This window comes from Streptomyces sp. NPDC050619 (assembly GCF_040654815.1).
Taxonomy (GTDB): Bacteria; Actinomycetota; Actinomycetes; order Streptomycetales; family Streptomycetaceae; genus Streptomyces.
This window is the reverse complement of record NZ_JBFAIR010000066.1, coordinates 1-22,626: the sequence shown is the minus strand read 5'-3', so window position 1 is coordinate 22,626 and position 22,626 is coordinate 1. Positions and strand designations below refer to the sequence as shown.

At 71.0% G+C, this 22,626-nt stretch carries 4 protein-coding genes; 2 read left to right on the top strand and 2 right to left on the bottom strand.

What is annotated here, in order from left to right; translation table 11 throughout:
• Window positions 1-15: 15 nt before the first annotated feature.
• Window positions 16-2,694 (bottom strand): right-handed parallel beta-helix repeat-containing protein, encoded by a 2,679-nt coding sequence (locus tag AB0I77_RS50780; RefSeq protein WP_363289817.1) that lies wholly within the window; start codon window positions 2,692-2,694, stop codon window positions 16-18.
• Window positions 2,691-19,508, bottom strand: a complete 16,818-nt coding sequence (locus AB0I77_RS50775; RefSeq protein WP_363289816.1) for a putative T7SS-secreted protein — start codon at window positions 19,506-19,508, stop codon at window positions 2,691-2,693. Before AB0I77_RS50775 ends, AB0I77_RS50780 begins: the two co-directional genes overlap by 4 nt.
• Window positions 19,509-19,759: 251 nt before the next feature.
• Between AB0I77_RS50775 and AB0I77_RS50770 the strand changes: the two genes are divergently transcribed.
• Together AB0I77_RS50770 and AB0I77_RS50765 are read left to right on the top strand one after the other, a co-directional pair.
• Window positions 19,760-22,015 carry a hypothetical protein gene (locus AB0I77_RS50770; protein ID WP_363289815.1) on the top strand — a complete coding sequence of 752 codons (2,256 nt, stop codon included), beginning with the start codon at window positions 19,760-19,762 and terminating at the stop codon, window positions 22,013-22,015.
• Window positions 22,016-22,201: 186 nt separating this feature from the next.
• Window positions 22,202-22,510, top strand: a complete 309-nt coding sequence (locus AB0I77_RS50765; RefSeq protein ID WP_363289814.1) for a hypothetical protein — start codon at window positions 22,202-22,204, stop codon at window positions 22,508-22,510.
• Window positions 22,511-22,626: the final 116 nt, after the last annotated feature.

Below are 22,626 nucleotides of genomic sequence, written 5' to 3'. Positions count from 1 at the left end.
GGTGGCGGACGCCGTCTACGGGACGTCTTCCGGCGTCAGGGTCATCAGGTCGGATTCCGAGGCCTCGGGCAGGTCGGCGACGCGGTAGGCCTGACGTTCCGTCATGGACTGGAAGAGCTGGCGGGCCGCGCGTCCGTTGCCGAACCCCCGTTCCCGGACCAGCGCGTCGAAGTGCGCCGTCAGTGCCTCGCGGGCGGACGCGGTCAGCTCGTACTGGTGCTGCGCGGCCTGGAGTTCCACGATGCTGACCAGCTCGGCGGAACCGTAGTCCTCGAAGATCAGGGTGCGGGTGAAGCGTGACGCCAGGCCGGGGTTGGAGCGGACGAACACCTCCATCTCCTTCGGGTATCCGGCCACGATCACCACCACGTCGTCCCGGTGGTCCTCCATCAGCTTCAGCAGGGTGGCGATCGCCTCCTGGCCGAAGTCGTTGGTGCCGGCGTACTGGGTGAGCGAGTACGCCTCGTCGATGAAGAGGACACCGCCCCTGGCCTGCTGGAACACCCGCGCGGTCTTCGGGCCGGTGTGGCCGACGTACTCGCCGACCAGCGCGGAGCGGTCCGCCTCGACCAGGTGGCCGCGGTCGAGCAGACCGACGGCGGCCAGGATGCGGCCGTAGAGCCGGGCCACGGTGGTCTTGCCGGTGCCCGGGTTGCCGGTGAAGACGAGGTGGCGGCTGAGCGGGGGAGCGGCCAGCCCCATCTCCTCGCGGCGCCGGACCGTCCGCATCAGTTTCACCAGGGACGACACGTCGTGCTTGACGCGGTCCAGGCCTGCCAGCCCGTCGAGTTCGGCGAGCAGGTCGTCCAAAGTGTCCTCGGGGGGCGCCTCGGTCTCGCGCGCGCTGGTCCCGGCAGCCGTGTCCCCGTTCCCCGCCGACGGCAGGGCATCCTTGGCGCCGGTCGGCAGGGCAGGGTTGCGCACATTCCGTGCCAAGCAGTCGTCGAACACCGGCCGGGCGCCCTTCTCCGCGGCCACGTCCTCCTCGGTGTCGCGCACCAGACAGCCACGCAGTACGGGCGAGCTCCCGGCCGAGACGTGGACGGCCGGGAACGACTGACCGTCGGTGCCGGCCCCGGCGAAGACACAGTCCTCGAAGGTGCCCCGCGCCCTCTCGCCGACGAACAGGCTGTTCTTCCCGGTACGGGCCACGGTGACGGACCTGACGCGCGGTTCGGCCGCCGGGCCCAGCACCAGGCCCGAGCCGGTGGAGTCGCGGACCACGCAGTCCTCGATGCTGGGGGTCGCCCGTTCCCCGACCACGAGTCCCGCGGTGCCGGAGCCGCTGACCCGGCAGTCCCGCAGCACGGCCGACGTCCCGGTTCCGCAGGTGATACCCGCGCGTTCGGTGTCCGTGACGTCGCACTCCTCCAGGACGACCGTCCCGGTGGACTCGGCGTTGATGCCGGTGCGCCCGCGCAGTACGGACAGTCCGCGCACCCGGGCGGCTGCCTCCGCGTCGATCTGCATGCCCGACAGCCCGCAGTCGCTGATACGGACGGACTCGACGGTGAGGTCGGCCCGGTCGGTGGCCCGGACGCCGTGCTCGGGCGTGGAGCCGATACGGCAGGAGGTGAGCGTCAGCCGGGAGTCGTCGCAGGCATGGACCGCGCTGAAGCCGCAGTCCGTGACGTCGCTCGACGCGAGGCTCACCCGGGAGCGGTCGCCCGCCACCAGGCCGTTGGCGCGGCTGCCGTGCATCGAGGTGCCCTCCGCGGACAGCCGTGCACTGCCCCGGGCCACCAGACAGGAGCCGTGCGGCCGGTCCACCTGGCAGTCCACCAGGACGGCCCTGCTGTCGTCCTCGGCGCTCACCCCGGCACCGGAGCCGTCCCGCAGACGGCAGTTCACCAGCAGGACGTCACCCGTGCCGGAGACCGCCACCCCGTCCGCGCCGGTGCGCAGCACCTGGCAGTCGGCGAGCACCACTCCGCCGTCCACGGACTTCGGGCGTCGCGGTGCCTCCTCGATTCGGGGGGAACTCCCCAGCACCCGGACGCCTTCCGCGCCCGGCTCCTCCACTCGGCAGTCCAGCGCGGTGACGGCCGCGTCGTCCTCCACCAGCAGTCCGCTGCGGCCCGCCGCGGTGATCCGGCAGTCGAGCAGCAGCGCACTGGCCCGGCCCCGGGCGCGGACGCCCGAGCCGGTGACCTGGCGGACGGTGAGCCCAGTGACCTCCGCGGCCGTGGCGGAGCCCAGCACGACGCCCGTGCCGTCGACGTCCTCCACCACCGTGTCGACCAGCGTGGCCGGGCCGGTGGTGTTGGCGTGCACCCCGGCCAGGGCGGCACCGCGGACCCGGCAGGCACGCAGCGTCAGTGCCGCGTCACCGCTCGCTTCCACCCGGCCGCCGGTGATCTCGCAGCCGTCCAGTTCCAGTACGCCGCCGGCCACCAGCACGGCGGGCAGCCCGGGGTCCTGCCCGGTCAGCGCGATGCCTGCGACGCGGACGCCGGAGGCGGTGACTTCCAGGACGGGCCGGCCCGGGTCCGCCGCCAGCACCCGTACGGCGTGCTCCGGCCCGTCCTCCGGCAGCAGGGACACCGCGTGGTCCAGGACCAGCACCTCGATGTACTCGCCGGGGGCGATCCGGATCTCGTCGCCGTCGGCGGCGGCCCGCAGGGCCGAGGTGATGCTGCGGTGGGCGCCGCGGCCCCTGGGGGCGACCCGGTGCACGGTGGCGGTGGTGGTCACGGGAGCTCCATGTGCTCGGTGAGAGGGGCGGATTGGTCGACCGTGAGTGGCTGAGACGGTGGTGCCGGCAATTTCGGGAACGGCCGGCTGGGGCTGGGCAGGTTGTTGCCGTTGTCCTTGTCCGCCTGGGTGATCAGGTAGGCGAGGTACCGGGCCAGCGCGGACTCGGCCCAGTTCATGCCCAGTTCGCCGACGCCGCCCTTGTGGAAGACCCGGGCGCCGGTGGACAGATGCCAGACGTTCCTCGCCAGACCGGTGGTCACACCACTGAACAGCGAGGCCCCCGCGGCCCACGCCCCGGCCTCCATCGCGTCCCAGCCCTTGACCTCGCGACCGTTGACGCCGAAGATCGCCGCGCCGGCGGCGTTGCTGATGAAGAAGCTGAGCGCCCCGGTGGCCAGGCCGGCCGAGGTGGAGTAGGTGGCGTTGCGCCAGCGGGTGGCCTTTTCCTGGGCGGTGAAATCGGTCGCCCAGTCGTCGGTCACGGTGGTCTGGGTCTGGTTCGGGTGGCCTCCCCAGTCCATCGTGCCCATGCGGGTCTTCAGCCAGCCCAGGCGGGTCTGGTTGTACAGCACGTTGAGCCCGCCGTTGAAGGTTCCGCCGACCGCGCCGGAGAGCAGCGCCTTGTAGACGTCGGTTCTGGTGACGTCGCCGTTGTTGGTGGCGGCCGTGATGGCCAGGCTCGTGGTGAAGTCGGTGACGAAGCCGGTGGTGAGCGCCGTCAGCCCGCTGCGGAGCTCGCGCTGCCACATGGGCATCTCGACGGCATCGCCGTCCCTGACACCGGTGAACCGCCCGTGCCACACGTCCTGGATCTCCCGCAGGCGGCCCATGATCTCGGCGTCCATGCCGCGGAAGTCGGCCTCCCGGCCGATCAGCGTCCTGGCGCCGCCGCCGGGCAGCGGGCCGGAGGTGCTCATACGGCCGAACGCGTCGGTCTTCCAGACCCGCCCCTCGACGGTCCGCCACTGGACCAGGTGGCCGCTCTGGAACTCCACCCACTGGCCCCACTGCTTGTCGACCACCCGGTGGCGGCTGGGGATGCCGTCCACGCCGACTCTCTCGCGGAAGACCTTGCCGGCGTCGTACTCCTTCCAGAGGTCCGGGTCCACGCGGACGGTGGTGGGCGGTTCGAAGTGCCGGATGGAGTCGGCGAGGAAGGAGGCCAGCGTGCCGCCGCGGGGTGGGGCCGTCGGTGGCGGGACGACGATCTCGTACTGGTACTCGCGGACCCGGTCGCCGACCACCCGCCTGACCTCCTGGTCGTCGACGAGGTCCCGCCAACGGCCGGTCGCGATGTCGTCGTAGACGCGGACGCCCTCGGAGTGGACCGCGCCGTCGGCGGCCCTCCTGGTCCACTTCCAGGTGCCGTCGTCCTGCTTCACCGCGTCGACCCAGGAGCTTCCGGTGTCGGTGGCGCTGCGCTCGCGTAGGAGGTTGCCGCTCGTGTCGAAGTCCTTGAACGAGTCGTCCCAGGGCCGCGAGTAGACCGAGCCCCGGTTCTGGGTGCGGATGCCCTCGCCGATGACGGTGTCCGGGGCGCTCGGGTCGTACGCCTTCCAGGTCCACCTGGTGCGGTAGGGGCTGCCGGACGACTCCACGATCTTGCCGTCCACCAGGTCGCGGCGGCCGGAGACATGCTGCTGGGAGTTCTTGTCGACCCAGAAGCCGGTGTCGTCGTCGAGGCGGAGGTCCTCGGTGGAGGGCGCGTCGTGCAGGTACTCCCGGGTGCCCTTGCCCTCACTGCGCAGCCGTATCCGTTCGACGCCCTGCTCGTCGGTGAAGAGGTCCCTCCACCGCCCGTTGCCGTCGACGTGCCGGGTGCCGGTCCGGCCGGTCGTCGTGTCCGTCCAGTGCAGTTCGTACGAGCCGCCGTTGCGGTACTCCGGGACCGGCGCCCACTTGGTGGGGTCCTCGGCGCTGCGCCCGACCTCGATGACCTGGCCGTTCTCCAGCTTCCGGTTCTCCCGCACGAGGCGGCCGTACTGGTCGAAGTCGGCCCAGTTGGAGCCGGTCGGGTTGAGCCGGACGCCGGTCACCTGGGTGCCGTCGGCCGCGGTCTCGGTCCAGAAGCTGACCCGGTTCAGGGACTCGCCCGTGAACAGATCGCTGAAGAAGCCGTCGAACGGGTTGCGGCCCGCCGCCGACTTCCAGAAGAAGGCGGGCGGACGCATGTCCGCGAACCGCTTCACGAGCAGACTGCCGCCGTCCGACAGCCCCTCCATCCGCTCGATCTGCGCGTTCGCCGGGTGGAAGCCGGTGTAGTCGCCGGGGTCGATCCGGCCTCCGGCGGGAGCGAGACCGGGCAGCACCGCGTGTTCCTGGTACATCCGGGAGCCGTGCAGACCGCCGAAGGGCCAGGTCTGGCCGCGACGCTGGGCCACTGTCTCGATGCCGGTGGCCGGGTCGAGGTAGGTGTCCTTGAAAGCGACGTGGTTCCAGCTCCAGTCGCGGTCACCGGAGAGCACTTCTGTGCCGTCCTTGCCGAAGCGCTGCCACGTCCAGTGGCCGTCCGCTCCCTTCTCGGCGCGGACGAGACCGCCGTCGAGAGCCTTCGTGTACGTCCGTACGTCCACGTTGTTCAGCACCCGCCAGGAACCGGACGGCACGTCGTGGACCGTGTGCTGGTCCACGTCCCCGAGCCGCTCGCCGTGCCGGAACCGGCTGCCGGCGCCGTCGAACTCGGTCCACCGGGCGTGTCCCGAGCGGCTCACGTCGACGTGCAGGGTGTTGCCGCTGCCGAGCACCTCGCGCTCGAAGAGGGTCACCTTCCCGGGGCTCGTACCGACCAGCCTGAACTGGCCGGTGCCGGACCTTTCCACCGTGGCGGTGTCGAAGACGCTGGTGAACGGCGTGCCCTCGACGTCGGTGCGGACGGCCGTGCCGGCCACGTGGTCGATCTTCCAGAACTCGCCGGTGGGCCTGCCGCTCCCGCCGCGGATGGCGAGGGTCTCGTCCAGCAGTGTGCCGCCGGTGGTGTCGAACACCGCCCGCTCCAGCGGGTGGGCCGCCGTCCCGGTGGGGATCAGGGCGATCCGGCCGTCGTCGAGCCGCTCCACGCGCAGCGTCGGGGACGCGAGCCCCGCCGTGTCGAGCGCCTGCGGTACGCCGTTGGGTGCCGCGGCGTCGAAGCGCAGGAGGCCCCGGTCGCCGGGGAGCCGCACATCCCGCAGGGCGACCATGCCCTCGGGGCCGTAGTGCCACCGCGTGACGCCGGACGGGTCGAGGAGGGTGAAGCCGCCCCGCAGCTGGGCCGGGACGTTCGGGGCGAGACCTGTGACGGTGAGGGAGCCGTCGGCCGGGCGTGCGCCCACGAACTCGAAGGAGTCGGGGGCCCAGTGGCCGCCCTCGGCCGTACGACCGGTCATCCGGAGCCGCACGCCGTCGAGGCCGTCGGGCCCGCCCCTCAGGAACACCTCCTGGGACAGACGCGTGCCGTTCGGGCCGAAGCCCGAGCTCAGGTCCGTGCCCGTATGGGTGACGGTGTAGTGACTGCCGCCGGGCCCCCCGTGCGGGGTTTGTACGACGGTGAAGTCACCGACGGTACGGCCGACTCCGCTGTGGAGGTCCTGGAGGCGCGCGGCCGACGGCAGGCCCAGATACTCCCGCAGAGCGGAGGCGGCACCCTGCCGGATCGCCTGATAGGCCTGCGCGGTCATCCCGCGGAGCTGGTCGTGGAGGAGTTCGGGGCCCAGGCCGAGGCGGTTCAGCGACTCGGTGGCCGCGTCGCCGAGCTGCTGCACCCGGGGCAGGCTCAGCGTCTGGAAGGCGTGGGAGTCGGGGGCGTGGTGCAGGAGGTCCATGGCCCCTGTGATGCCGGACAGATCCGTGGGCGCGCCTTCCGGCACTTGGGCCGCTCCTTCCGGCTGGTGCGCGCCCGATGCCTCGTCCAGGTTGCGCTGGAAGATCTGCGCCATGTCGGTGACGCCGTCGGCCGGCGGTTCGACGAGCCGGGTGGGTGCGGTGTCCGCGCCCTCCGTGAAGCGGAGGAAGCCGGTGCCGTCCCGGTCCGGGAGGTCACGAAACGCGAGGCGGCCGGTGTTGTCGAAGTGGAAGCGGCTGCCGGTGACGGTGTCGGTGAGGGTGAAGCCGCCGGGCAGCTGCCCGGCCAGTGCTCCCTCGGCGGGGGCGAGCCGGACCGAGTTGACGGCGCCGGAAGGACCGAGCAGATCGATGGCGGTCCGTGCCGTCCCGTCCGCTTCGGTGACGACGGCGACGCTGAGCCGCAGATCGGCCGGCAGCTCGTCTCCCGTGAGGACCGTCTCGCGTCCCAGGAAGTGGCCGTGCTCGCTGAACCACCACGAGGTGGTTCCGGCCGGGTCGGTGACGATGTGCTCGCCGTCCGCCGTGCGCTGGACGGTGAAGTCCGCGCCGCTGACCGTCGAGTCCGACGCCGGAGCGCGGTTGACCAGTTCGAGCCGGAACGAGCCGGGTGCCGTGTCGGTGCTGGGGACTCTCACGACCCGTATCTCGAAGTCCGCGAGGTCGTCCACTCCCAGGCGTATGCCGGGCGCCGCGTCCAGAACCGTCTGCCAGTACTCGTCCAGCCTGGCCCAGATGGCCTGATCGTTCAGCTCGGGCAGGTGGTCCGGACCGAGCCTGGCGAGTGTTCGGTCCGGCGGCCCCGGGTCAAGACGCGGGAGGAGGTCGGCGGTGTCGGGTATGGGGCCCGTGCCGCCCGACGTCTCGTGGAACATGCGGTGGAAGATCTGCGTCAGGTCGTCCTGGGAGCCGTCCGTGAAGGTCCCGGACACGTCGCCGGGGTCGTCGATCCGGGCGGGCGGGATGTCGGGTGCGCCTTCGGTGAAGCGCAGGAAACCGGAGCCGTCGCGCGTCGGCCGGTCCCGGAACGCGAGGGTGCCGTCGGCGTCGAAGTGGAAGCGGCCACCGGTGACGGTGTCGGTCAGCGTGAAGCCGTCCGGCAACTCGACCCGGAGGGTCCGGTCCACCGGAGCGAGCCGGAAGGAGCCGGACACGGACGAGGGCACCCCGTCGCGACCGACCAGCCCCACGAACCGGGTCGTCGCCCCGTCCGGCGTGACGGAGGCGTTCGTCACCCTGAACCAGAGGTCGGAGGGCAGCCCCAGATCGTGGTCCACGAGGGCCGTCTCGCGGGCGACGAAGCCGCCACCGGCATCGAACTCCCACCGGGTTGTGCCGGCCGGGTCGGTGACGCGGAACCCGCCGTCCTCGATCTGCTCCGCCTTGAACTGCGGCCCCGCGCCCGGCCCACTGCGGGTCGGTGGGGCCTGTATGACGTTCAGCCGGAACGAGCCGGACGTGCCGTCGGGAGCGGCGACATGGGTGAGCCGCAGCTTCTGACCGGCCAGCTCGCCCACCCCGTACAGGGACACGTCGTCGAACGGCGTCAGGCGGTTGACCGCCAGTTGGGTCAGTGACTGGTCCCACCACAGCGGCTGCGCTCCGGCGTCCAGCTCCCAGCGCGGCCGGCCTGTGCCGTCGGTGATCGTGAACCCGCCGTCCTCACGCGGCAGTACGACCCGGTCGGGCACCGGCAGCCCGTCCGGGCCCACCAGCTCCACGTGCGAGACGGAGGGCATCGACTCGCCGGTCGGGACCTCGGTGATCCGCAGCCGCAGGCCGTCGAGTCCCGGAGCGGTCAACGGCGTCTCGCGCAGAACCTCCTCCGGGATCGCGCCCATCCCGAAGCGCTCGTCCAACGTGGCCTCAGGCGGCGTGTGCTCGGGATTGCCGTCCAGCGGGAACCGCTGCGGCGGCACTCCGCCGGGGCCCGTCGGCCCGGAGTCGCGTACCGGGCTGTCGGCCTGGGGGGCCGGGATCCGTTGCGGGGCGGTCGGGGTGGCCCCGGCCTCGAACCGCAGGATCCCTCCGTTGTACGGGACGTCCCTGAAACGCAGGAGCCCGGTGGCCTCGAAGTGGAACGCCCTGCCGACGGCCCTCTCGGCGAGGGTGAATCCGTTGCCGAGCGGGCCGGCGAGCTGCTCGGGGAGCGCCTGGATCCGGAAGGCGGCGACAGCGCCGAAACCGCCGCCCGCCAGCGTCGCCGACGCCACGACCGTACGGTCTGCTCCCGCCACCCCCGGCCGGAAGTCGAGACGGAGTCCCACCCCGGCCAGCAGCTCGACCTGGTGGCCGGTCAGGGGTATCTCCTGGGCCATCAGCCTGCCGCCCGGGTTCAATTGCCACCGCACGTGCAGGTCCCCGGCCGCGGGCATCCGTACCGTCAGGCCGCCGTCGCCTGCGCGCACCGCGTCGGCACCGGGCACGGGTGAGCCGTCCCGGTCCAGCAGCCGCGGGGTGCCGTCGGTGCCGGCCGGGGTGTCGAACCGTACGACGTGCTCGGTGCCGGGCAGCCTCAGCTCGCGGGACTCGAAGTGGCCGCGGGAGCCGAAGCGCAGGTCGCCGCCGAGGGGGTCGGGCACGGTGAACCCGCCGTCCTCGTGGGGCAGTACCACCCGGTCGGGTACCGGCAGCCCGTCCGGGCCCACTACGGTCGGTGGTCGTTCGGCGGTCAGGTCGAAGTGCAGGAACAGCTGCCCGTCGCCCACCCGGACGTCCCGCGTGAGCAGGTCCAACCGCGGGCCCAGCTCCCAGCGTTGGCGTCCGGCGGTGTCGGCGACGGTGAAGCCGCCGTTCTGCCGGGGGATCAGCACCCGGTCGGGTACCGGCTGCCCGTCCGGGGTCACCAGGTCCAGCTGCGTGGCAGCGGGCAGACCTCCGTCGGCCGGGATCTCGATGGTCCTCAGCAGCAGCCCGTCCAGCCCCGCCCCGGTCAGCGGCGTCTCGCGCAGGCTCTCCTCCGGGATCCGGTTCAGCGGGAACCGCAGCTGGGGCGCCCCGCCGAAGTTCACCGGCCGGAAGTCCTCGGCCACCCTCGACGGGCCGGCCTCGCCGGACGGGCCGGGCAGGTCAAGCGTCCCGGGGCTGCCGCCGGCGAGCCCCTGGCGCAGGCCGTCGGCGCCCCGCTCCTTGGCCAGGTCCCGGGCCACGTCGATGCCGCGGAACAACCGCTCACTGTCACCCGCGTGGAGATGCAGTTCCTGCGCCACACGCATCGTGTGCCAGTACTGAAGGGGGTCGCGCTTGAGCAGGGCCACCCGTTCCACGTCGATCACCAGCGGGAACGCGTCGAACCGCGAGATGATCGCACTCGCGTCGTCCCACAGCCTGCGGGCCTCCCGTTCGGTCATCTTGCCGAAGGTCCGGGCGAACCGTTCCAGTTCCTCGGTGACCCGCACAGGTCCTGACACCGGTGCCTTGGCCGCCGCCTCGGACAGGATCCGCGGGACGTCCTCAGACGTGATCGCGTGCGCCACCTCGGTGTTGACCGCGGTCGGGTCGAAACCCCGGTTCGCCTTCCACTGGCTGAACACGTGCGCGCCTTGCGGGTCCACGACCCGGTGGGCGCCCTTGATGAACTGTGGCCTGATACCGCCGGGGAACGAGATCTCGAACTCGCCCTGGTGAGGGTTGCCCAGGCCGTCGCCGATGTGCAGGTCCTTGAGGGACGCGTCGGCGTCGATGCCGCCCGGCGCGTGGATCTCGTACCGGAACCGGCCCATGGCGAACTTCGCGTCCGGGCTGGAGGTCGTGCTGACGAACGCCGAGCGCCGGTTGAAGTCGACGAGCTGCTTCAGATCGGTGTACGCGGGGTCCCGGGGGGCGAAGCCCTCCTTGAAGACGACCTTCGGTAGGCGGTTGTCGTACCGCCACAGGGGTTCGTACGCATCCCGCCAGGCCACCAGGTCCTTGGGCCTGATGCCGTCGACGTCCACCGACCGGTCGACGGCCACCGCGAGCCGGTCCGGGGCGATCACCGACTGCCCCGTCAACTCGCCGTTCTCGGCGAACTGCCAGCGCAGCCGCGTCTCTTCCTGCCAGGGCACGCGTACGTCCACCGTCAGGCCACCGTCGACCGAGCGCCGGATCAGGGCGCCGGCCACGGGCGCGCCCTCCTTGTCCAGCAGCTTCGGCAGGCTGTCGACGCCGGCGGGAGTGTCGAACCGCAGTGTGTGGTCGATGCCGGGCAGCCGCACGTCGCGGAGCTCGAAGCCGCCGCCGGCCCCGAAGTGCAGGTCGCCGCGGGCACCGCCGGTCACCGTGAAACCGCCGCCCTCGCGGGGCAGCAGCCTGCGGCCCGGCACCGGCAGGCCGTCCGGGCCCACCAGTTCCAGGTGGGAGAACGCGGTGGAGGTCCGCGTCCGCGGCACCTGCGTCAACCGGAACCGCGTCCCGGCCAGATCGGGCGCCCCGTGCAGCGGTTCCTCCGTGACCTGGACCACGGGGCGCACCGTCCCCGTGGTTTCCTCCAGCGGCATGGTCCGCGTCACGGCCATCGGCTGGGGCGTCTGGTTCATCGCCCGCACGAAGTAGGTCGCGGCCCGCCGTGACGCCTCGTCGCCGGCCACGGGATGGAACGCCGGGTTGTCCAGCTGATCGATGGCCTGTCCTTCGTGCAGGTGCTCGACGCGCCGGATGAACCGTGTGTGCACGCCGCCGACGAAGGTGATCTCGGCCTCGTTCGCGAACGGGTTGGTCGCGTTGTTGATGCGGAAGGTCTCGTTGGCGTCGATGCCGCCGGGCGCGTGGATCTCGTACCTGAACTTCGACCCCCACCCGAGGTGGGAATCGACGGTCGTGCTGACGAAGCTCGACGGCGTGTTGGCCGTGATGAAGTCACCGAGATCGAGGTTGGCGGGATCCCTGGGCCGGAACCCGTCGTTGAAGATCGTCTCAGGGCCCCTGTTGTCGTTCCGCCACAACGTCTCGTCGGTCTTGCGCCACACCGCCCGGTCGGGGGTCAGCCTGCCCAGATCCACAGAGAGGTCGCTCGCCGCCAGCAGGCGGCCCGGTCCGGTACTCGCGTACAGCAGGTCGCCGTTCTCGCCGAGCAGGTTGAACTCGCCGTTCGGTTCGAGGTCGACCCTCACGGGATCGAACCCGCTGGGCAGGGGGAGACCGGCCTCGTCCAGGGTCACGGCCGTTCGTGTGTGGTAGTCGACCCGCCAGTACCGGCCCGGCTGGTTGCCGGACGTCGCCGGGATGCCGACGGTCTTCTCGACCACTTCCAAGCCGTGGGAATCGATCACCACGTGCTGCCTCGGACGGGTCAGGTGGCCGCCGACCGGGCCCACGGCGATCCGGCCGCCGGCCAGTTCATCCGCCCTCATCGCCGTCGCCGGCGTGCTCATGGAGGTCAGCGTCTCCGGGGCCCGGCCGGAGCCGTCCAGGGCCAGGCGCACGATGCCCATGTCCTGCCCCAGCCAGAGGTCGACGCCGACCGGCGAGCCCCCGGGCCCGAAGTGGAACAGGTTGCCGGTGTCGTGGCTGAGGACGGAGAACCGGGCACCGAGCCGCTCCAGCGCCGCATCCACCGGTCTCACCGCGAAACGGTCCGCCGCCGGCCCGACCAGTTCGAACCTTGACACGCCCGAACCGGGGCCCATGCCCGCCGGGTGGTAGGCCTGCACCGCATGGCCTTGCAGCAGCGGGTCGCCCGGGACAGCGGCCAGCGGGACGTCGTCGACCAGGGTGGCCCCGTGCGTCAGCAGCGCGCTCGGGTCGGGAGTCTCCAGCAGGCGGTGCTCAAGGTTCCAGAGGATCTTCCCGCCCGGGTCGAGGACCGCGAAGCCGCCGTCGTGCTGCAGTACCGACCACCCGGATACGGGCAGACCGTCGGGGCCCAGCACCGTCGGGGGATGCTGGCCGGTGAAGTCGAAGGACAGGATGTGCTGGGTGCCGGGGACCTGCACCTTCTGCGCCAGGACCCGCATCTGACTGTCGATGTTCCAGAGCCTGTGCCCCGACGGATCGCGGACCGTGAAGCCGCCACCGTGGTGCTGGAGTATCGACCAGCCGGCGGCCAGGGGCTCGGACGGTCCGGTTGTCTGTGACAGCCGTTGGACGGGCGGGTCGAGGGAGACCAGGCCGGTGTCGTCCAGCAGCATCGGGTCGTCGAAGGTCCCGTGGGGGCCCGGTGCCGGGTCGTGGGGCATGTCGACCTCGAAGGAGAACAGGCCGTCCTCGTCCGGCAGTTGCTGCAACAGGTCATCGGCGAGGGGACTGAGCTGGGAGTCGAAGTGCCAGTGCAGCTGTCCGGTCGGGTCGGTGACGGTGAGGCCCGCGTCCTGGGACACCACCGACCAGCCCTGCGGCGGCAGGCCGTCGGGGCCCACCAGCTCCACGTGCGGGGTGCTCGCGGCGCCGTTCGCCGACGGAACCTGCGTCATCTTCAGCTTGATTCCGGCGGTCATCTCCGGGGCGCCGTGGAGCGGTTGCTCCACCACCTGAACCACGGAGTGCACGGTTGCCTCCAGGCTCACCGTGTGCGTCGCGGCCATCGGCGCCGGCGTCTGGTTCATCGCGCGGACGAAGTACGTCGACTGCCGTGTCCACTCCTGCTCCGCGCCCGCGGGACGGAAGGTCGGGTTGGCCTTCCAGGCGCTCAGCTCATAGCCGTTCCACTCGTACGCGCCCTTGATGAAGCGAGCCCGCACACCGCCGGCGAAGGAGATCTCGGCCTCGTGCGCGAACGGGTTTCCGTCGATCCGGAGCGCGTAGTCCTTGTCGAAGGTCTTGTTGACGTCGATGCCGCCGGGTGCGTGGATCTCGTACTTGTAGCGCGAGCCCCACTCGAGCGAGGAGTCGACGGTGGTGCTCACGAAGCCAGAAGGCGTGTTCTCTCTGACGTATTCGCCGAGGTCGAGGAAAGCGGGGTCCTTCGGCCGGAACCCGTCCCTGTAGATCATCTCGGGACGCCGGTCGTCGTACCGCCACAGCGGCTCGTCGGTCGTCCGCCACGCCGGCTCCGCGGGGGCGATGTCCGCCGGGTCGACGGTACGGTCCACCGCCGCGACCGTCCTGCCCGGGCCGGAGCTCTCGAACAGGATCCGGCCGTCCGAGCCCACCAGGGAGAACTCCCCGCCCGCTGTCAGACGGACGGCGGCGGTGTCGAGCCGCCCGGTCAGCGCGCGGCCGGCGGCATCGAGGCGTACGGCCGTGCCCGAGGTGTAGTCGACCTTCCAGTACTCACCGGTCAGCTCGCCGCGCGGGCCGGGCACGCCGACGGTCTTCTCGGCCACCTCCAGGCTGCGGGAGTCGATCACCACCCGCTGCAACGGCCGGGTGAGGGACTCCCCGACGGGCGTCAGAGCCACTCGGCCGCCACCCACCGTCTCCGCGCGCAGCGCCGACACCGGCACTCCCGCCCTGCCCAGCACCTGCGGGGGACGGCCCGCCGCGCTCATGTCCAGGCGCAGCACGCCCAGGCTCCGGCCCAGTCGCACCTCGCCGGCGATCAGCGTGCCCTCCGGTGCGAAGAAGAACCGGTTGCCGGTGACGCCGTCGACAACGGAGAACCGGGCGCCCGCTCGCTCCAGTTCCGGACCCACCGGTTCGGTCACGAACCGGCCCGCGACCTCCGGGGTCTCCACGACGGTGAACTCCCGGACCAGCAGACCTTCCCCGGTCACGCTGTCGGCCGCGACGACCTTCACTCCGACGAGCTCCGCCGGGACGTCGTGCAGCGGGAACTCGCGCGAGACCAGCCTCCCTTGGTCGTCGAAGCCCATGCGCAGGTCGGTCAGGTGGTGCACGACGGAATGGCCGCCGCCCCATTCGGGCGTGACCGAGAAGTCCACGTCGAACGGCCGGCCGTCCGGGCCGAAGGCCCCGGTCCGCGTCAGGTGTGCGTCGAGCGCCTGGCGCGCGTCGCCGGTGACCTGGGCCAGGGCGCTGCTGCGCAACCCCCGCAGATCCTCGTGCAGGAGGCGGGTGTCGAAGCCGCTCGCGTGCAGCACGGCCTGTGCCTCCACGGCCAGCCGCTCGACCTGCATCACCCCCGGCGCGGTACGCGGGGCGTGCGCCACCTCGTCAGCCAACTGGAAGAAGTCGTCCAACCCGCGCACGGAGGCGAGGTCCGTCCGGCCGCCGGTCAGCGCGGACGTCATCGCCGTCGGGGCTGTTTCCGGGCGGACGGCGGATGCCTCGCGCAGGGTGCCCTGGAAGATGTGCTCCAGTTCCGGCAGGGGTTCGAGTCCCGGGTCGCCCACCGGGGCGTGCGGCTCGGCGGACACGCGGTCGGCGACGGAGCCGAGCGTGTCGAGATCGCCGAGCTGTTCGGCCGGGAGCCCGTCCTCGGCCACGCTCGCCGACAGGTCGATACGGCCCGAGCCGTCGGCGTGCCACCGCAGTCCCGTCACCTCGTCCGTGAGGGAGAAGCCGCCCGGCAGCCGCCGCGCCGGCTCCCCGGTCAGGGGAGCGACGGTGAGCGACGTACGCGAGGAGCCGACCAGCTCGAACGTCCGCCCGCCCGCGCCCATGTCGGTGGCGGGCGTGTGCACCACCCGCACGGACAGCCCCCGCAGCGCCGGATCGGCCCCTGGGCCGGTCACCGGCAGCCGCGCCTCGCGCAGCAGCCCGCTGTTGTCGAACCGCCATTCGGGCAGCGGGCCCCCGCCACCCGGCGCGTCCGTCACCCGCACGATCAGCTCGCCCGAGCCGTCCGTAAGACGCTCGACCACGAACCCGTCGACCGGCGCGACCGCGTCCCGGCCCACCACGGTCGGCAGCCGGTCCCCGGCCAGGTCGAACCGCAGGGACTGCTCCAGGCCGGGCAGCCGGACCTCCAGGGACAGCGGCTGCAGTCGCGGGCCCAGCTCCCAGCGTGCGCCCCGCACCGTGTCGACGACCGTGAACCCGCCGCCGTCGAGCTGCTCCAGCACCATCCGGCCGTTCATGGACAGCCCGGCCGAGTCCACCAGCTCCAGGTGCGAGACGGCGGGCAGCGTCTCGCTCGCGGGCGCCTCGGTGACCCGCAGCCGCAGCCCCTCCAGTCCGGGCGCGGACAGGGACACCTCCCGCAGGCTCTCCTCCGGGAACGCCGTGAGCGGGAAGCGTTCCCCCAACGCACCGCCCGGCAGGGCGTTTTCGGGGATGCTGTCCAGCGGGAACCGCGCCTGCGGCGCCCCGCCGAAGTCCAGGGGCTGGAAGTCCACGGATGGGAAGTCGGTGGGCCGGGTGTCTGTGGTCTGGAAGTCGGCGGGCCGGGCGTCTGTGGTCTGGATGTCCGTGGGCAGAGCGTTTGTGGTCTGGAAGTCGGCGGGCCGGACGTCTGTGGGTTGGACGCCCGTTGGCCGGACGTCTGTGGTCTGGAAGTCCGCGAGCCGGACGTCCGTGGCCTGGAAGTCCATGGGCCGGAAGCCCCCCGCCACCGCACCGGCGTCGTCCAGCCCCGCGTCCGTGCCCGCGAGGCGCTCCACCGTCGTCCCGGACGCGTCCAGGCGTAGTGTCGCCGTCCCGGACGTGCCCTCGAACCGCAGGAAGCCGCCCTCGCCGTCCGGTACGTCACGGACGCGGAGCTGCCCCGCGTTGTCGAAGTGGAGCACCCTGCCGCCGACCGTTTCGGTGAGCGTGACGCCCTCGCCGAGCCGACCGGTCAGGGACGACGGGGTCGCGTCGACCCGGAACAGCATGCGGGTGCCGAAGCCGCCGCCGACGAGCTCCCGTGACAGCACGGTTCCGGTGACCCCGGGGTCGAAGGCCAGGCGCAGACTCATGCCGGACAGGACGTCCACTCCGTGCCCGGTCAGCGGTACGTCCCGCCCGAGCAGCGTGCCGCTCAGGTCGAAGCGGAACTCCGCCATGGTGGCCCCGGGCGCGTCCGTCACGGGCATCCGTACCGTCAGGCCCTCGTCGGCCGTCCGTACGAACTCCGCCCCGTGCCCGCTGGTGACCGGGAGCCCGTCCGGGCCGACCACCTGCGGCAGCTGCCCCATGACGTCGTCACCGAAGCGCAGCGAGAGGTCCGTGCCGGGCACCGGCAGCTCCCGGAACTCCAGCATCTCCGCGCCGTCGAACTGCCAACGCACGCCGCTGTCCGCACCGGTGACGGTGAAGCCGCCGCCCTCGCGGGCGGTCACGGCCAGATCCGGCAGCCGCACCGGAGTGTTCGCGGTGGTGAAGTCCGCCACCTCGATCCGGAACGACGCCGGTACGACCTCGGTCGCCGGAAGCTCTGTCACCACCAGGCGCAGCCCCGTCAGATCGGCCGAACCGGAGAGGTGAACGCCTTCGAACCGGGGCAGATCCCCCAGGAGTTGCACAGACGTGCCCTCCGGTCCGACCTTGAACACGCCCTCGGGGGCTGTGACGAGGAAGCCGTCGTCGACCATCCGCACGGTGGTGTCGGGAACGACGCCCGTGTCCGTCCTGAGGACCCACTCGGCGTTCGCCCCGGACTCCAGCGTGATCCACCGGTCGGTGGGCTGCCCCAGGTCGTCCAGCAGCCGCAGTTCACCGGCCGGCAGGCCGGCCGTCGGAGCCTCGAAACGGGCCATCATCACCGTGATGTCCTGCCGGACCACGTCCGGGTTCATCCCGAGCCGGCCGAAGTCGATCCGGGCCTGGTTGAGGTTCAGTTCCGCGGCGCTGAGGTCCAGTTCGGCCTGGGCACGGCTCAGCGGGGGCGTGTCGGGCAGTTCGGTCAGCCGGGTGAGTTGCCGGCCGGCGGTGTCCAGATCGGTCTCGGCGCTCTGCAGACGGACCCAGGCCTGGAAGCGGTCCGTGGCGGTCCTGCCGACCGCCCCGCCCGTGACGATCTCCCGCAGAGTCACCGGCGGGAAGCCGGCCTGCCGCATGACCGGCTTGACGGCGAGGTCCGTCCGCGTCGGGCCCAGCCCCAGCAGCTCGCGCGCCTGACGCAGGCCGGTGGTCGTGTCGGGGATCAGCCCTGCCAGGTCGTCGAGCTTGATGCCCGGCCCGGCGGGCGAGCCGGGTCCGCCGATCCGGCTGAGGAAGGTGGGCAGTCCGGCACCGGCTTCCCGGGGGTCCAGGACGCGGACGGTCACCTCGCCCTTCAGGCCGACGTGGACGTCCACCGGATCGGTCTTCCCGACGCGCAGGATCACCCCGTCCGAGGTGACGGTCACGAGGTCGATCTCGCCGTCGAGGATCTTGAGCAGTTGCTCCCGGTTCAGACCGCCGAGCTTGCCGTCGATGCTCAGGGCAGCCAGGTCCGACAGGTCGTCGAAGGGCTTGAGCAGGCCGGTGCCGGTGCGCTCCAGCCCCATGAGCTGGTCCAGCTCCTCCAGCCGGACGACCGCGTTGTCCGGGTCCTGAAGCAGGAGGCGTCCGGGCTGGACGGGCTTGCCCAACTGGTCCAGGTCGTGGAGGAGGTTGTCCATCATGCGGAACATCTGAGGCGAGAGCGGGCCGCTCCGGAACGTGCCCAGGGTGTCGAGACCCTGCCTCTGGAACAGGCCGCCCGGACCGACTCCCGCAGCATCCAGGTCGTTCAGGGCCAGCCGCTCCAGCAGGCTGTCGGAGACGGCCGGGATCCGGCCCGGCGTTCCCGCGGGCATTCCCGCGCGTATCCCGCCGGGACCAGGGGACAGGGAGCTGATGCCCGACGAACGGCCGGGTGTGACGGGCGGCGGGGCCAGGAGCTCGCTCAGGTCGTCGATCGCGTCGTTCCATGCCTGGGTGCCGGGAACGACCAGGTGGGGAGCTGTCACGTCGTCGAACGGCTTGCCGGAACCGGGCGCGAGCGGATCCTTGGCCCGCAGCGAGGTGACGTTGCCGGCGACGTTGCCCACCCTGCCGAGGGATTGCCGGGCGGAGAGCGGCACGTGAAAGCCGCGCTCCATGATGCCCATGCGGAAGGCGCCGCCCCAGCCGAACTTGGAGATCTCGAAGTACTTGAGCGGCAGGAACGCGTTCGCCATCACCCGGGGCAGCGCGATGATCGCGAAGACACCCAGCCGCAGGCCCAGGCCGCCACCGCCGACGAACCTGGTGGTCCTCGCGAAGTCGCGGCCCAGCCCGCCGACGAACTGCCGCGCCGTGCCGACGGCCATATTGCGGCCCAGCCGAAACGCGGAGCCGGCGGCACCGGGGAGGGCCGAGATGACCATGCCCGTCCCGCGGGCCACCCTGAGCAGGTTCTGGCCGGCCAGGCCCGCGAAGGTTCCGGGGGCGAGCAGCAGCAGCCTGCCGCCCTGTAGGAACGCGCGCCCGAGCGAGAGGCCGGCCCTCGCTCCGCCGGACAGGAGCTTCCCTCCGGCTTTGAGCATCCGCAGTGCTCCGGTGAGCGTGGTGAGGCCCTTGGTCGACGGGAAGAGGACGCCCAGCAGCGCCAGGCCCAGCCCGAGGGCGTTGGTCTTGCCCGTCGCGAAGTCGGCCACGGCCTTGGCGAGCAGCACCGCGCCCACGAGGAAGGCGGCGATCCCGAACCCGCCGCCGACGATGAGGGCGACGACCGCCAGCACCATGCCGATGATCTCCAGGGCCTGCCAGAACTTCTTCCAGAAGCTCTTCTTGACCCTCTTGACGGGCCGGGACACCAGGTCGGACGCCTCGTTGAGGGCGTCCTCCAGGATCTTCGCCTCGGTGGTGATGAAGTCGACCTCCGCCTCCACGTCGTTCTTGGCGGCGGTCAGCTCGGCCGGGGGCGGGGCGTTCTTTCCGACGAGGCCCGCCGGGGGGACGGCCACCTCGCCGGCCCGCCTCGCGGCACCGTCGGCCCTGCCCTGCGCGTCCCTCAGGGCCTTCGCGTACCGGTCCACGGCCGAGGCCGCCATGTCGAACGAGCGGTGGACGTTCGCCGTGAACGTCTTGAGTTCCTTGTGGATGTAGCCGCGCAGGGCGTCCGCGGTCTCGCCCTCGAATCCCCCGTTCCCCGACGTGCGCAGCACGGAGTCCAGACCCCTGTCGACTTCATCGGCCAGATCCCGCAGTCCGCGCAGTTGCCCGGCGGTGGCGTCGAGGGAGTCGGGGTTTCCCGGGACCGGATTTCCGTCGAGACCTACTTTGTTCCAGTCTTCGGGGCTGGCCACGGGGTCCTCCAAGCTGTTCAGGACACGAGGGTCGGCCGCACTCGCGCGGTTGACGTCCTGGTGACGTAAATGGAAGGGCCGCCAGTTCACCGAAGTGATGGACGCCACATAATCACCGGTCCGTAGGGGCTGTGGGAAATTCGTTTGAACCGTGCGCGTCCCCTTCTGCGTCTACAGGGAAACTCGATGCGATGGCCGTCACGCATCGCGGACCGAATCGCCGCCGAGGCCGGAAGAAAGGACGACACGACGTGGCTCGCATATCGATCGACTACGACTTGATGTACGAGCTCGCACGGCAGGTATGGCACCTCCGTGACGAGCTGGACGTCACCTCGAAGTCGAAGCCCGATTTCGCCCCCGCGGACGTCGGTCCCCGTAAGCAGACGGCCGAGGCGCTCACCCACTTCTACGGCGACTGGCGGAAGTCGTTCGATGACGCGTGGAAGGTCCTGACCGATCTCGGGAATCTCTTCGACAACATAGGCAAGGCCTTTTACGACGCGGACGCGGGCGTCGCCTCCTCCGCGGCCCAGCAGGCGGCCTCGCTGCACCAGGCACACGCCAGGAACGACATCAACGCCTACGAACAGCGGATGACGGCCAAGCGGAGGAAGGTGCAGGCCGACGACCTCCAGAGGCGGTACCTGGGCCAGGAGAACCGCCTGAAGCGGGAGCAGGCCGAGCTGGCGAAGAAGCGCGAGGCTCTGGAGAAGAAGCAGGAAGCCCTGGAGAAGCGGCAGCAGGAGCTGGACGCGAGGAACGAGGCCCTGGACAGGCAGCAGGAGCCCTTGCGGCAGCGCCAGGAGGAGCTTCAGCAGAAGCAACAGGACGTGTGGCGCGCGCAATCGCTGGACCGCGACCGGCAGGAGGCCGCCCTCAAGGCCGAACAGGACGACCAGGACGCGAAGTTCAAGGCTCTGGAGAAAGAGCAGGAGCCTTCGCGGCAGCGCCAGGACGAGCTCCAGGATAAGCAACAAGCTTTGTGGCGCGAGGAATTGGAGCTGCGCGAGAAGCAGGAGGCCGCCTTCCTGGCGCAGCAGGCCGTTCTGCAGAGGGAACAGGACAGCTACGACGCCAAGCAGAACACCCTGCAGAAAAGGCAGGAGGCCCTGTGGGCGGAGCGCAATGCCCTGTTGCGCAAGAAGAGCGTCACACAGGCCGACTTGGACGTCTGGCAGAAGAAGCAGGACGCCCTGACCACCGAACAGGACAACCTTTGGAAGCAGGAGGGCGAACCCCTGCAGAAGAAGTGGGAAGACCTGCAGAAGCAACAGCGGGACGAACAGGAGAAGGCGTTCGAGCCCCTGACCAGGAGACAGCAGGAGCTGGACAAGGAGCAGCAAGAACTCGCCAAGGCCCAGGAGCCGTTCGAGAAGCGGCAGGAAGAGCTGCTCCGGGAGCAGAAGGACCTCTGGAAGGAACACGAGGCCAAGCGGACCGGGCTGGCGAACGAGCAGCAGAAGCAGCAGGACGGCTTGGACGCGGAGCGCGCCGGTCTGAGCAGGGACCAGGAGCGCCTCCAGCCGACGGCGGACGACCTGCAGAAGCAGCAGGAAGACCTGTGGAAGGACCAGGGCGCGAACGACGAGGCGCAAAAGGAACTGGACAAGGAGGACGAAGCCCTGGGGAAGCGGGCGGACGAACTCCAGCAGAACAAGGCCGACGCCCTCGAGGAACTGCAGAAGCAGAAGCCGTGGACCCCCGAGAGCGGCGAGCCCGACCCCCTGTACATCAGGCGCGGGCTGGACCCGGACCCGGAGAAACCGCCGTCGCCCGTCCGCAAGGTCTTCCGGCAGGAGACCGCGCAGGGCTCGACCGAGGTGACGTACAAGCTCGACCAGAACGGCGAGATCGAGGTCGACAAGGACGGCAATCCGATCGAGACGACGACGACCATCACGAACAAGAACGGGATGTCCTACTCCGAGACGTTCCGCCGGCTTCCGGGGGAGGGGGACTCCGTGACCACGACCCGGAGCGCCGACGGTTCCGTCACCAAGGTCTTTGTCGACAACGACCCTCCGGGACACCCAGCGGGCTACACGGAGCGCTGGGTCACCGACGGCGAGGGCAACACGCTCCAGATCTGGGGCAAGGATCCAGGCGGCGACTGGCAGCTGAAGATGGACCGGGACACCTACCTCGACTCGGAGGCCGGCCGGCAGGACGACCAGCAGTCCCTGGACAAACCTCCCGCGTACCTGACGGTCGAGAACCCTTTGGTCGACGGCGGCGGCCGCCCGTCCGGCGATTCCTCCTCCCAGGGGACGACCACCGCACTGCCGGACGGCAACACCCGGACGGACTTCACGCGCCCAGACGGCTCCGTCCTCAAGGTCGTCGATACGCAGACCACGCGCTACGTCGCCGACGGCAGCAACGAGATCCAGGAGATCTGGCAGAAGCGGCCGGACGGCACCTGGTACCTGAGCGACTCCGTCACCCAGCACACGCGCTACGGCGAGGAACCCCCGCTCGGCACGCTCGGAACCAACTGGCAATGACCGTTCACGGGCGGCACGGCCTCCCTCCCCCCCACCCCCTGACTCCCTGCGGGCGTCATCTCCCCCTATGGACGCCCGCAGGGCCCCTCCGGACTGTCGCGACCCCGGTCGCGCACCGGCGGTTCCACCCATCACCATCTGCGCCGGCCGGTCACGACCGGACGCACCGAGACACGAAGAGGACACATGAGAAAGCCACTGATCGTTGACGAAGCGATGGTCGAGGCCACGGCCACCAAGCTCGACAACGCCGTTCACCAGACCCTGGTACCCCAGCTGCAGAGCCTGCAGAACGAGGTCGTGAGCCTGCTCGACAGCGGCCTGGTGCTGCCGGCGAGCCGCCAGGCACTGGAGGACTCCTACATGGCCTTCAACAAGTCGGTGACCGAGGCGGTGACGAACATCACGCAGTTCGCGAAGCAGTACCGGCAGGTCAAGGACAACTTCCTCAAGACGGACGAGCAGATCAGGCAGAGCATGCCCGCCACCAAGTGACCGAACGGCACCGCAAGGCCCAAGGGGTGTGAAACGGGTGCGGTACCGGTGGCGAGACGAATACGACAGTGACCCGGAGTACCAGCGCATCCTGGCGAGACTGGAGCTGCCCTGGT